General features: G+C 41.8%; 12 protein-coding genes. 10 read left to right on the top strand and 2 right to left on the bottom strand.

The window, feature by feature from the left end:
- The first annotated feature begins 92 nt into the window (after nt 1-92).
- The 10 genes from fahA to QZT69_RS12750 all read left to right on the top strand — a co-directional run bounded on the left by fahA (nt 93) and on the right by QZT69_RS12750 (nt 10,153).
- Nucleotides 93-1,373 (top strand): fumarylacetoacetase, encoded by a 1,281-nt coding sequence (fahA, locus tag QZT69_RS12795; protein ID WP_294674748.1) that lies wholly within the window; start codon nt 93-95, stop codon nt 1,371-1,373.
- A gap of 129 nt (nt 1,374-1,502) precedes the next feature.
- Nucleotides 1,503-1,937: a hypothetical protein gene (locus tag QZT69_RS12790; RefSeq protein WP_294674745.1), complete on the top strand. Its 435-nt coding sequence runs from the start codon at nt 1,503-1,505 to the stop codon at nt 1,935-1,937.
- Between the two features lie 124 nt (nt 1,938-2,061).
- Entirely contained in the window at nt 2,062-2,517 is a 456-nt protein-coding gene (locus QZT69_RS12785; RefSeq protein WP_294674742.1) for a hypothetical protein, read from the top strand.
- Between the two features lie 109 nt (nt 2,518-2,626).
- Nucleotides 2,627-3,058, top strand: coding sequence for a hypothetical protein (locus tag QZT69_RS12780; RefSeq protein ID WP_294674739.1), 432 nt, complete (start codon nt 2,627-2,629; stop codon nt 3,056-3,058).
- 78 nt (nt 3,059-3,136) lie between these two features.
- Nucleotides 3,137-3,868 carry an SIMPL domain-containing protein gene (locus QZT69_RS12775; protein WP_294674735.1) on the top strand — a complete coding sequence of 244 codons (732 nt, stop codon included), beginning with the start codon at nt 3,137-3,139 and terminating at the stop codon, nt 3,866-3,868.
- A gap of 224 nt (nt 3,869-4,092) precedes the next feature.
- Complete coding sequence (locus tag QZT69_RS12770) at nt 4,093-6,303, top strand: bifunctional (p)ppGpp synthetase/guanosine-3',5'-bis(diphosphate) 3'-pyrophosphohydrolase (RefSeq protein WP_294674733.1); 2,211 nt, start codon at nt 4,093-4,095, stop codon at nt 6,301-6,303.
- Between the two features lie 165 nt (nt 6,304-6,468).
- On the top strand, nt 6,469-6,924 hold the full coding sequence (locus QZT69_RS12765; RefSeq protein WP_294674730.1) for a Fur family transcriptional regulator: 456 nt from the start codon (nt 6,469-6,471) through the stop codon (nt 6,922-6,924).
- Nucleotides 6,924-7,277, top strand: a complete 354-nt coding sequence (locus tag QZT69_RS12760) for an STAS domain-containing protein (protein ID WP_294674729.1) — start codon at nt 6,924-6,926, stop codon at nt 7,275-7,277. The genes QZT69_RS12765 and QZT69_RS12760 overlap by 1 nt, the downstream gene beginning before the upstream one ends.
- The gene (locus tag QZT69_RS12755; protein WP_294674728.1) at nt 7,274-8,545 is read left to right on the top strand and encodes an adenylosuccinate synthase; all 1,272 of its coding nucleotides are present in this window, start codon (nt 7,274-7,276) and stop codon (nt 8,543-8,545) included. The genes QZT69_RS12760 and QZT69_RS12755 overlap by 4 nt, the downstream gene beginning before the upstream one ends.
- Nucleotides 8,546-8,554: 9 nt before the next feature.
- A complete protein-coding gene (locus QZT69_RS12750) occupies nt 8,555-10,153 on the top strand; it encodes an OstA-like protein (RefSeq protein ID WP_294674726.1) in 1,599 nt (532 codons plus the stop codon).
- Between the two features lie 42 nt (nt 10,154-10,195).
- Here the strand turns inward: QZT69_RS12750 and QZT69_RS12745 are convergent, their stop codons facing one another.
- Nucleotides 10,196-11,392 (bottom strand): WG repeat-containing protein, encoded by a 1,197-nt coding sequence (locus tag QZT69_RS12745; protein WP_294674724.1) that lies wholly within the window; start codon nt 11,390-11,392, stop codon nt 10,196-10,198.
- Nucleotides 11,389-12,450, bottom strand: a complete 1,062-nt coding sequence (locus QZT69_RS12740; protein ID WP_294674722.1) for an AI-2E family transporter — start codon at nt 12,448-12,450, stop codon at nt 11,389-11,391. The genes QZT69_RS12745 and QZT69_RS12740 overlap by 4 nt, the downstream gene beginning before the upstream one ends.
- Nucleotides 12,451-12,547: the final 97 nt, after the last annotated feature.

The following is a 12,547-nucleotide window of genomic DNA, read 5'->3' as shown; positions in this document are numbered from 1 at the left end:
AAATTTTTCATCCCTACATGATCCACCAAAAACAAATCTTGTTATTCATTTAATCATTACCGTTATCTTTGTTTCCAATAAAAAGCAAAGAAATGTCACAAATACCTGCAAATAATCCCGCTTTGAAATCCTGGATAGAAGTTCCTTCCAATTCGGATTTCCCGATTCAAAACCTGCCTTTTGGTGTTGTTAGAAATGAAAACCTGAAGCCGCATGTGGCTTCCCGGATCGGAGATAAAGTGATCGATCTGAAAACATTGCACGTATTGGGTTATTTGGAGAACCTGCCTTTCGAGTTGAGTGATTTTGATACGGATTCACTCAATCCGATGATGAAGAAAGGGAAAAAAGCAGTTCGTGATCTAAGAAACCGCTTGTCTAAACTGTTTGATGCAAATCAGCCGGATTTACAAAAGAACGAGCAGCATGTAGAGCAGGTGCTCATGCCTGTTGAAAGCGTGAAGATGTGTATGCCGGTTCAGATCGGTGATTACACGGATTTTTACTCGAGCCGCGAGCATGCTACAAACGTCGGAATGATGTTCCGCGATCCTGCAAATGCTTTGCTGCCGAACTGGTTGTGGCTTCCTGTTGGTTATCACGGAAGAGCGAGTTCCATCATTATATCCGGAGAACCGGTAACGCGACCGAAAGGCCAAATCAAACCGAATCCGGAAGAACCGCCGATTTTTGCACCTTGCCGCAACCTGGATTTCGAGTTGGAAACGGCATTCATTACTTTCGACGGGAAGCCGCTGGGTGAATCCATTTCTACCGAAGAAGCAGAAGATTATATTTTCGGTATGGTGTTGTTTAACGATTGGTCGGCACGCGATATCCAAACCTGGGAATACGTTCCGCTCGGACCATTCCTGGCTAAGAATTTCGCATCGTCGATTTCACCATGGATTGTTACTTTGGACGCATTGCAGCCATTTAAAACGGACGGACCGAAACAAGATCCGGAAGTGCTTTCCTATTTGAAATACGAAGGACAATTATCCTATGACATTCAATTAGAGGTATTCATCGAACCTGAAAACGGGGAAGAAACGAAGATCTGTACTTCCAACTTCAAATACATGTATTGGAACATGGCGCAGCAGCTGGCGCATCATACGGTAAACGGGTGCAATATCCGCTGCGGAGATTTGTTGGGCTCAGGAACCATTTCAGGGCCAACACCTGATTCTTACGGTTCTATGCTGGAACTGGCATGGAAAGGTACCAAGCCTTTGAAAATGAATGACGGAACGGAGCGTAAATTCATCCAGGACGGCGATAACGTGATTATGCGCGGATTCTCTTCCAAAGACGGTGTTCGCATTGGTTTCGGTGAAGTTTCCGGGAAAATCCTTCCGGCTAAAAACTGATAATTAATAAAATATTGGGAACCGCCGGCTGTTGAGCTGGCGGTTTTTTTGTGCCTGATATCAACCGAAAGGTTGATTTTTTGATGGGGGCGATGTGCTACTTTTGTACCAAATTTAATCCACAGTTCCATGAAAATGCACGTTAAAATTCTTTCTCTGTTCGTTATTCTCTTAATCGGTTTCAGTTCTTGTTCGAAAGAGAAGCGTATTGAAAAACAGTTGATCAAAAAAGACGGTAAATGGAAAATCACTTCCGTCGACTACAAATATTACTTAAATAATGAATTAAACTATTCGGAAAATTATCCGAATGCGGGGACAATCGAATTTGACAAGAAGGGGACATGCATTCTTACCATTACATTGAGCGGATCACCGGAAGTAAGTGCAGGAACCTGGACGAATTCGGAAGATAATATTACCATCACTGCAGATGGTGAAACGACTGTTATGAAAATCACAGACGGTCCGAAAAAAGGAAAAATGACCCTGGAAGAAACGGATTATTATAACGATACTGCAGAAAAAGAGACGTATACCTATTACCTCGAAAGAGCGGATTGAAATTCTTAACTGCCAAATAGATTCACTCAAAAGCTGTTCCTGGAGGAATGGCTTTTTTGTCGTGAACTTTTATTTGAATTGATGGGTATAAGTCTTAATTTTAGCAGGAATTAAATCATCCTAAATGAAAAGTGTCATCAAATTGCTGTTCTTATTTGTGGTTTTCACCTCGGTGTTAACAGCTTGTTCCAAAGAACAGAAGATTGAAAATAAATTAGTCCGGGGTTCCGGTAAGTGGAACATTAGAAAATTGAATAAATCTTCAAATTCCAATTATATCGGGGAATATCTGGATGCAGGAAGTTTTGAGTTTCACAAAGACAAGACGATTGTCAAAATTCTTAATTTTTGGCCGAAAACAACTACAGAAACAGGTACCTGGATAAATGATGAAGACAAAATCACAGTTACCTGGTCAGATGGAAAAACGACTGTCTTTTATATTACAAGAGACCCCAAAAAGGATAAAATGACTTTGTACGAGACTTATACCGTAACCACCTTCACGGGTTGGGGAGGTCCGGGATCTCATACTACTACAAAATATGTGTACGATTACTATTTGGAAAGAGCTCATTGAAGATACTGCAATGAATGTGAATTGAAAAGTATTCATTTTGAGACTTAAAACAATGGCTTTTTGTTTATTCGATTTTTAGCGTAGATTTGGCAAAAAATAAGATCGATTTATGAAAAACGTAACCAAATTACTGCTTGTATTGACTGTTTTTGCTGTTGGTTTCAGCAGTTGTTCGAAAGAGAAAAGAATTGAAAAACATTTGTATTCAAAAAGCGGAAAGTGGAACAATACCCTTTACGAATATAAGTATTATCAGGATGGATCTTTGGAAGATGCAACAACCTATACCAATGCCGGATTTATTGAGTTCAAGGAAAACGGTACATACGTATGGACATTCGCTGTAAACGGTAATACAGATGTTTCAAGCGGAACATGGACGAATACAGATACCCAGTTGTCAATGACAGAGGGAGGTACAACGGTCTGGCAGATTTTAGAAGAGTCAAAAAAGACTTTGAAGATCGAATATACCGAGATCAATACCCAATTTGGTGAGGAAAAAGAAGTGTATACACTGACCTTTGAAAAGTCGAAATAGTATTTTGCTTTGTATAATCAGGAAGTCCGGTTTTTGCCGGACTTTTTTTATATTAGTCGAAATCAAAACCAGGTAGTTATGAAACAGCATTTGAATACGATTATTATTGCTTTGGCAGTTATTATTGCCGGATTTCTATTGGCAAATGGATATAAGAACCGTTCCAAAACTGCTGATGCAATTAGTGTGACGGGTTCCGGAGAGGAAAATTTCACCAGTGATCTGATCGTGTGGAGAGGAAGTTTTTCCAAAAAGAATTACGACCTGAAAATGGCTTATAGCGAATTAAACAAGGACCAGCAGGCAATCCGCAAATACCTCACTTCAAAAGGAATCAAATCGGATGAGCTGATCTTTGAAGCGGTCGATATTCAAAAGGATTTCTTCTATGACTACGATCAGAACGGCCAATTGCGAAATACGGTTTTCAACGGGTACCAATTGACCCAAAACCTGAAAGTCCAGTCTAAAAATGTAGACCTGGTTGAGAATGTGTCGCGCGAAGTAACAGAGTTGATCGATGCGGGAGTGGAGCTGAATTCCTTTCCACCGGAATACTATTATACCAAACTGGCGCAGCTGAAAGTGAAGATGATAGAATCTGCAACAAAAGATGCCAGGAACCGCGCGGAAAAGATTGCCCTGAACGCCGGCGGAAGTTTGGGTAAATTAAAAACTGCTGATATGGGTGTGTTCCAGATCACAGGAGAGAATTCTTCCGAGCAATTTTCCTGGGGCGGGAATTTCAATACCAGCTCCAAGAAGAAAACGGCCAATATTACCATTCGCTTGAAGTACGAAGTAAACTAGCGTTTAAAGCGTTTAAAAGGTTCAAAAAAGGTTCAACGAGTTTCCTGTGCGGGATTTCTTAAATTTGGATACTTTGAACCATTGAACTTTTTGATTCCGATAGCTATCGGAATTTGAACCTTCATGGGAATTAACGCAACACTGTTAACACTTCCTAAAACCAATTGAAAAGACTGGTTATTTTGGGCTAAATTTGTATCTTAAAGATTGATTCCGCTAAGAGTATGGAAGCTCAGATAGATTTAGAAAAAGAACGATTAGAAATATTAAGCGCTTTTAAAGGACTTTTAAGAGCTACAAAGAACAGGACCCGCCAGGATACTGCCTACATTCGAAAAGCCTTTGATGTTGCCGTTGAGGCGCATAAAGACATGCGCAGAAAATCCGGTGAGCCTTATATTTATCACCCGATAGCCGTGGCGCGCATCTGCGTTGAAGAAATGGGATTGGGAGCAACTTCCATTGCCTGTGCGCTTTTGCATGATACCGTTGAAGATACGCACATCACTTTGCAGGATGTGGAAGATCTCTTCGGAGAAAAAGCCCGGAGAATTATTGACGGATTGACCAAAATTCCGGATGTTTTTGATCAGAATACCTCTATCCAGGCTGAGAACTTTCGTAAAATGATCCTGACCATTTCGGATGATTTGCGGGTTGTCCTGATCAAATTGGCGGATCGTCTGCACAATATGCGCACACTGGAAAGCATGTCGCCCGATAAGCAGATCAAAATTGCTTCTGAGACCAAATTCCTGTATGCTCCCTTGGCGCACCGTTTGGGTCTTTATTCCATCAAAACGGAATTGGAAGATCTTGCAATGAAGTATACGGAAACCGAGATTTACCGGGATATTCAGCTGAAATTGAAATCTACCGAAGACGTCCGTAACCGTTTTATTCGCCGTTTTGTGAACCCGATCCGTGAAGCTTTGAATAAAGAAGGATATCATTTCGATATTAAAGCACGTACCAAATCCATTTCTTCCATTTGGAGAAAAATGCAGAGCAAGGACCTTCCTTTTGAAGAGGTGTTTGATTTGTTTGCTGTCCGGATTATTTTGGACACGCCGATTGAAATGGAAAAGGCAGATTGCTGGCGGGTGTATTCCATTGTGACGGATTTCTATCAGCCGAGCCCGGATCGTTTGAGGGACTGGATTTCCACTCCGCGGGCAAACGGATACGAATCTTTGCATACAACCGTTATGTCGCCGCAGGGTAAATGGGTAGAAGTGCAAATCCGTACCAAGCGCATGGATGAAATTGCAGAGAAGGGACTGGCAGCTCACTATCGCTATAAGGAAAACCAGAAAGATGACAGTAAATTCGACCGCTGGATTTCTGAAATCCGGGACTTGTTGGAAAATCCGGATGTGAATGCGATGGATTTCGTGGAAGAGTTTAAGATGAACCTGTTCCACGATGAGATTTATGTGTTTACCCCGAAAGGAGATTTGCGTGTACTTCCTGTCGGAGCAACTATATTGGACTTTGCGTACGATATCCACAGCGATATCGGGAATAAATGTATCGGAGCGAAGGTAAATAACCGCCTCGTACCGTTGAGCTATCAGCTGCAAAATGGCGATCAACTGGAAATCATTACATCCTCTAAACAAAAACCTTCCGAGGACTGGCTGCGCCTGGCGGGAACGGCAAGGGCCCGTCAGAAGATCAAATCTGCACTGAACGAAGAACGCAAAGAGATTGCTGCCGACGGTCGTGAAATACTGGAACGCAAGTTCAAGCAGCTGCATATCCAGTTTAAATCGGAGAATATTACAGTACTGGAGCGTTTTTACGGATTCTCTTCCGCAACGGATTTATATATCCGGATCGCAAAAGGAAAAGTGGATCTTTCCAGGCTGCGGGAATTGGAAAATATGAACGGTTTGCTTCAGCCCGAGAAGAAAGCGCCGGTAAATAAGGATAAGCACGAGTTGGATGTCTATCCGAAGATCAATAAGAAAGATGACACCATCATTATCGGGGAAGATTTTAAGAACATCCAATACCAGATGGCCCGCTGCTGTAATCCGATTCCGGGAGATCCGATCTTTGGGTTCATTACTATTTCGGAAGGGATTAAGATTCACCGCAACAGCTGCCCGAATGCAGAACACCTGCAGTCTAAAATGGCATACCGCTGCATCAAGGCCCGTTGGAGAAGCCAGGATTTGGTAGCGCGTGTTGCAGCTATTCGTTTGATCGGTATTGACGATGTGGGGATCGTGAACAAGATCACGGAAGTTATTTCTAAGGAATTGAATGTAAATATGAAATCCATTTCGTTTGAGGCGAATGACGGATTGTTTGAAGGTAAGATTCACGTATTGGTCTACGATACGGAGCATTTGGACACCTTGATGCGTAAATTCGAACAGGTAGAAGGAGTTAAAAGAGTAGAGCGTTACGATACGAGGGAGGATTAATCCATAAAAGACACTTAGCCATCTGTCTATTTGCCCGGTGACAGTAAGCTTTTTGGCAGAACTGTTAAAAAGCATCCTCTTTCGTTGAAAACTTCTCTTTCCGCACCGGTTCGATCGTGCTTGAATCGAAAAAAATAACTACTTTTGCCCTTTCAACTTTGTCAGATGCAACAACAAGATCTGCAGTTAACAGTAAGGAACATTTTTTCAGCATACCTGGAGCAGAACGGGCACCGGAAAACTCCTGAGCGCTTCGCAATCCTGGCTGAAATCTATAATTATCAGGGGCATTTTGATATCGAATCTTTGTACATCAAGATGAAGAATCAAAATTACCGTGTTTCCAGGGCTACGCTCTACAATACGATCGAATTATTACTGGCCTGCAACCTTGTTAGAAAGCATCAGTTCGGTAAAAATCTGGCACAATTTGAAAAATCTCACGGATCGAAACAGCATGACCATGTTATCATTACCGATACCGGTGAGGTAATCGAGTTTTGTGATCCGCGTATTCAAAGTATCAAAGCAACCATCGAAGAAATCTTCGGGGTTAAAATTCAACACCATTCCCTTTATTTCTATGGAGTTAGAAACGAAGAGAATGAACAAAATCAATAATGAGCGCTCAGTTTGAAATAACGAAGTCATCGAATTTTGTATTGGTCAAAATTTCAGGAAGAATTGTTTCCGATGAAGGTTTGGCAGATGCACTTGATACCATCGATAAATCGTTAGCAGCTGATTTGAAAGCCGTTCTGTGCGATTGTTCCAGGTTGGAATACTGCAACAGTACCGGGTTGAATTTCTTTGTGCGTATTTTGACCAGATCACGGAAAGTTGGATTGGATTGTGTGTTGGTAAACCTGCAGCCATCCGTCAAAAAGCTTTTCGAGATATCCAAGTTAGACGAAATTTTTAGCTGCTTCAATTCCACAGATGAGGTTGAAGCAAAATTTAATAAAGTGAAATGAAAGTAGATGTTCTTTTAGGATTACAATGGGGAGATGAAGGAAAAGGAAAAATTGTAGATGTTCTTACTCCGCAATATGATATTATTGCTCGTTTCCAGGGAGGGCCGAATGCAGGTCATACCTTGGAGTTTGAAGGTGTAAAACACGTTCTTCATACTATTCCTTCCGGGATTTTTCATGAAAATGTGATTAACCTGATCGGAAACGGGGTGGTCATTGATCCGGTTGTGTTCCAAAAAGAACTGGAAAAACTGGCACCTTTCAATATTGACATCAAGAAGCGTTTGATCGTTTCAAGAAAGGCGCATTTGATCCTGCCGACGCATAAATTATTGGATGCAGCTTCGGAAGCTTCCAAAGGAAAAAACAAAATCGGAAGTACACTGAAAGGAATCGGACCTACGTACATGGATAAAACCGGTAGAAACGGGTTGCGTGTAGGAGATATTTTCCTTCCTTCTTTCAAAGATAAATACAATGCATTGGTTGAAAAGCATTTGAATATGCTGAAGCATTACGAAGACTTCGAATACAATTTAGCAGAGTTGGAAGGTCCGTGGATGGAAGGCATTGAAATTCTGAAGGAACTGACTGCTGTTGACAGTGAGCAATACCTGAATGAAGCCATGAAATCCGGAAAGAAAATCCTTGCTGAAGGAGCTCAGGGAACCATGCTGGATATCGATTTCGGGACTTATCCGTTTGTGACTTCGTCCAATACTGTTACGGCTGGAACCTGTACCGGATTGGGGATTGCACCTTCAAAGATCGGTGATGTAATCGGTATTTTTAAAGCATACTGCACACGTGTTGGTTCAGGACCTTTCCCTACGGAATTGGAAGACGAAGTAGGAGAGAAGATTCGCCAGGAAGGCAGGGAATTCGGTTCTACGACCGGAAGACCGCGCCGCTGCGGATGGATTGATCTTCCGGCAATGAAATATGCGATCATGATCAACGGTGTTACGGAATTGGCTATGATGAAAGCAGATGTACTGGATACTTTTGACACAATCCGTGCATGTACGAAATACAAAGTGGATGGAGTAGAGCAGGATTACATGCCGTATGATATCGACGGAGTAACCATCGAGCCGGTTTACGAAGATATCCCGGGATGGAATAAAGACCTGACTGGTTTGTCTTCTTTCGCAGATGCACCGGAAGCGTTGAAAAATTATGTCAACTATTTGGAACAACATTTGCAGGTTCCCGTAACAACTGTTTCGGTTGGTCCGGATCGTAAGCAAACATTGGCAACAAGATAATTGAAGTTATTGAACACATATCTTTATCGAATTGCGCTTTTTTTAAGCGCAATTTTTGTGTGTGCGCAATTTTCTTACAGCCAGGGTTCATGGCTGGAACTATTGCCCGGTGCCAAGAAGCTTTCTTATGACGAAAGGACCGGAAAACAGCGTCTGACGGGTTTTCTGAACTTCAAATACCAGGGGAATGTGATGTTCTGTGATTCGGCACATTATAAGGAGCGTACCGGGGAAGTTTGGGCTTACGGAAAAGTACAGATCAATAAAGCAGATACGCTCAATTTGTTTTGTGACTCCATGTATTACAACGGGAAAACCCGCCTGGCTAAACTTTGGGGACATGTCCGGATCCGCGATCGGGAATACAAATTGACAACTGATTCGCTGGATTATGATGCGAGGAGTTCAAAAGCTATTTACCGCAACAAAGGGCGCATTGAGAACATCACCACCAATGAAGTATTGACCAGTCAATTCGGTTATTTCTACCCGGATACGGAAGAGAGCTTTTTCAAAGGGAATGTAGTGTATAAAAGCGACGATTTGAAACTCACTACAGATACGATGCACTACAATTACCTTGTGCATAAGGTCTTTTTCTATGGTCCGACGGTGGGAACGACGAAAGATTCCAAATTCTATTGCGATAAAGGCTGGTACCACGTTCAAACGGAGGAAGGCCTGTTGACGAAAAATGCGAAAATTGAACAGGCACCAAGAGTTATAACCGGAGATAGTTTGTTTTATGCTCCGAAAAAGAAATATGCGGAAGGTCTTGGAAATGTGCAGATGGTCGATACAGCTCAGCAGGTACAGTTCAATGCCGGACATTTTGTGTCTGATGGTAAAACCCTAACAGATGTGCTGACAGATTATCCCCTGATCCGGATGATGAAGTCGAAAGATACGCTTTTCCTGAGAGCAGATACACTTATTCATGTACGCGACAGCCTGGAGAAGTCATTGAGGATCCGTGGCGGGAGGGATGTGCGCATTTTCCAGAATAAGATCCAGGGAGTTGCTGACTCGTTGGATTATCGCAAGCAGGACAGTATCATGGATTTATGGGGGAATGCCCATTTTTGGAGTTATAATTCAGAATTGATCGGTGATACGATCCGGGTATTTATTAAGAACGATACCCTGATCGATAAAGCACATTTGTTCCCACATGCTTTTGCCGCCAATGAGTTGGATTCGGGAAGGTATTACAACCAGCTTGCCGGCAAGGAGATTTGGTCTTATTTCAAGAACAATGAATTGGTCCGCTCGGATGTCAAAGGTCAGGCAAAAACCATTTTTTACCCGGAAGAAGAAGAGAAAACGGATACAGCCGTCATTGTGAAACGGATGGGATTAAACCGGATTTATTCGTCAGACCTGAGAGTTTACATGGATAGCGGGGAAGTGGTTGGTATTACCTATATCAATCAACCTGACGGAAAGTTTTACCCGATCGACAAGATAGATCCGGAAGAGCAGTTTTTGAAGGAATTTAAATGGAACCCGGCGCTTCGTCCGAAAACCTGGCAGGAATTGCTTAGGCCTCGGAAAATCCCTGAAGAAGCTCTGGAAGAGAAGAAGGAGTCGGGCGGAAGAAATAAGTGATTAAAAAATTCAAAATCCGGAAAAATTAAAAGCAGAAAATAGTTAGTCTTCCACTTTGGTTAATTTTCCGGTCGGATCAACGTGATAGCTGATAAATCCTTTTTCCGTTTCTTCTATAACAATCTTTTCATCCGGCTTTACTTCAAAGAAACGATATTCGCTCAGCATTCTCCCGTTTCCGTCCATTAAAGCAAAATTGTAATTGCTGTCTGCATTTTCATCATCGGATTTCTTTTGGACCGCATATAATTGATCTGTTCCTTCCGAGTGCAGATGCACCACTTGCTTGAATTCATTTCCGCCAATCAACTGCCCGATCGCATTCATTACGCCCATGAATTTCTCTTCCAAAATTTCAGAGTCAATTTCAGAATCCATGGAAGTGATAATAGAGTCATACTGTGAAAGTTCATCCGGTTTTTGCGCGATATCCAATAAAGGAAGTGTGGTTGCTAAAGTATTCCGAAGGTTTTCGCTTGCCTCAAATACAAATTGGCCGTTTCCTGCCGAATGAATGCTTTTAAAAATAAAAGGAAACAAAATCTCTCCGGCCGGATTTACAACACTGGTTTGATTGTAGAAAAAAACTTGCGCATAACCGTAAGCAAAATCATCGGCTGAAGTAAACCGTTCCTTAATCTCAAAATCTCCCTTGCGGTTGATAAAACCGATTAATTTGGATTTACTGGCAGCAGCCAGCCCTTCCGAAAATGGACTTGCATAAGCAAATTCGTGGTCGATAACCGTGCTATTCTTTTTATTAATGAACCCGTATTTTTCGCCTACTTTGGTTAAGAATAACCCTTCGGTTGGTGCGGCCATTTCATCGTATTCAAAAGGAATGATGATTCGCCCGATGGTATCGATCAATCCGAATTTCCTGTCCGAATTCTGTGAAGCAATAATGAATCCGTCGTCTAAAGCCAATAAGCTGTTATACTGACATGGAAGAACCTGCTTGAATCGCCGGTTGTAATAACCCAGAGAATAGGAACGTTCGTACCCGTTGGATTTATTGACCTTAAAAACAAATAGTCCGAGGTGGTTCTCGATGATCTTGTTGTAAACAAATGGAACGATCTCCTTTCCGTCTTTCGATTTTATTCCGACCTGTCCGGCTGCATTTTTTGCAATGACATTTGTACCGCCAAAAACAGTTTTGTTCTCTGTTTCATCCTCAAATTGGGCAGTCGAAAACAAAGAAAGTAATAAAAAATATGTAAAAAGAGATGTTTTCATTCATGTTCAATTTCCCCTCTTTCCGAAAGGATAATCGCTATTCCGCGAGTTGATTTAAATTTCGAGAAAACAATCACCATAATCACGGTAATGGGAACGCTGAGGAACATTCCCGGGAGCCCCCAGATAAATCCCCAGAAACCTAAAGCCAGGATTACCACAAGCGGACTTACGTTCATGGTGTTCCCCATGATTTTTGGTTCGATGATATTTCCTGCAAGGAACTGGATTGATCCGACGCTGAATAAAATAATCAATGATTCACTGTATCCTGCAAACTGTACGATTGCAAAAATTGCCGGTAAGAAAGAGCTGATCAATACTCCGAAAAACGGAATGAAGCTGAACATAAATACCAATAATGCCCAAAAGAATGGGGCGTTTAAACCTGCAAGGGTAAAGATTGAGTAAGCAATGGTTGAAGAAATCAAGGCAATGAGTGATTTGATCCCCAGGTAATTGGTGATTGCTTTTTCAATTCTTCGGATGACTAAAAGACGTTCGTCATATGCTGCACGGTCCGGGAATAAAGCTCTGATCTTAAATTTGAAAGACGATTCTTCCATAATGATAAAGAGCATATAGATCAAAACAATGATGACATTGGAAATAATGGCTTGCAGGGAAGTGATCACCGATGTCATGTAGGTGTTGATCAGGTCATTGGAATTGAAACTTTTTACAAGATCCTCGACTTTATAAGAAGAAAAGCTGTCGAAATCCTGTAGAATGCGTGTCAGGTTTCTTCCGTATGCATCCGAATAGCGGATCAATTCCTGGATGTTGCGTTCGAAGATCAGTCCAATGCCCCAGACTGTTGAAAAAAGGATAGCAGAGCTAAGTAATGTTTTCAACCATTTTGGAAACCATTTATCGCTCAGTCCGATCATGTAAAAAAGCGAACGGACTTTCCGCATCAAAAGCCAAAGGATAATTCCGAAGATCAAAGGGATAATCAGGCTTCGGCCCAGGTAAAGGATTACGACCAGGATGGAAGCGATGATCAACGCGTGACTTGTCGTTTGTACTTTCGCTATTTTCTTAGACGTATTTTCCATATTTCTTTCGAAATTAAGAAAAAGCTAGCTGGATTTGCGTTTTTAGAAAATTATAACAGGAAAAACGCCATTAATCGGGACGCTTACGCTGAAGCTC

The organism is uncultured Fluviicola sp. (assembly GCF_902168135.1).
Classification (GTDB): domain Bacteria; phylum Bacteroidota; class Bacteroidia; order Flavobacteriales_D; family Crocinitomicaceae; genus Fluviicola.
The sequence above is the reverse complement of the archived record's forward strand: the minus strand, read 5'-3'. Positions and strand labels throughout refer to the sequence as shown.

Bases quoted from the DNA above. Each gene is read 5' to 3' on its own strand.
- QZT69_RS12785 (WP_294674742.1), top strand. From the start codon at position 2,062: ATGAAAAGTGTCATCAAATTGCTGTTCTTATTTGTGGTTTTCACCTCG.
- QZT69_RS12780 (WP_294674739.1), top strand. From the start codon at position 2,627: ATGAAAAACGTAACCAAATTACTGCTTGTATTGACTGTTTTTGCTGTT.
- fahA (WP_294674748.1), top strand. From the start codon at position 93: ATGTCACAAATACCTGCAAATAATCCCGCTTTGAAATCCTGGATAGAA.
- QZT69_RS12745 (WP_294674724.1), bottom strand. From the start codon at position 11,392: ATGAAAACATCTCTTTTTACATATTTTTTATTACTTTCTTTGTTTTCG.
- QZT69_RS12755 (WP_294674728.1), top strand. From the start codon at position 7,274: ATGAAAGTAGATGTTCTTTTAGGATTACAATGGGGAGATGAAGGAAAA.
- QZT69_RS12790 (WP_294674745.1), top strand. From the start codon at position 1,503: ATGAAAATGCACGTTAAAATTCTTTCTCTGTTCGTTATTCTCTTAATC.
- QZT69_RS12740 (WP_294674722.1), bottom strand. From the start codon at position 12,450: ATGGAAAATACGTCTAAGAAAATAGCGAAAGTACAAACGACAAGTCAC.
- QZT69_RS12760 (WP_294674729.1), top strand. From the start codon at position 6,924: ATGAGCGCTCAGTTTGAAATAACGAAGTCATCGAATTTTGTATTGGTC.
- QZT69_RS12770 (WP_294674733.1), top strand. From the start codon at position 4,093: ATGGAAGCTCAGATAGATTTAGAAAAAGAACGATTAGAAATATTAAGC.
- QZT69_RS12765 (WP_294674730.1), top strand. From the start codon at position 6,469: ATGCAACAACAAGATCTGCAGTTAACAGTAAGGAACATTTTTTCAGCA.
- QZT69_RS12775 (WP_294674735.1), top strand. From the start codon at position 3,137: ATGAAACAGCATTTGAATACGATTATTATTGCTTTGGCAGTTATTATT.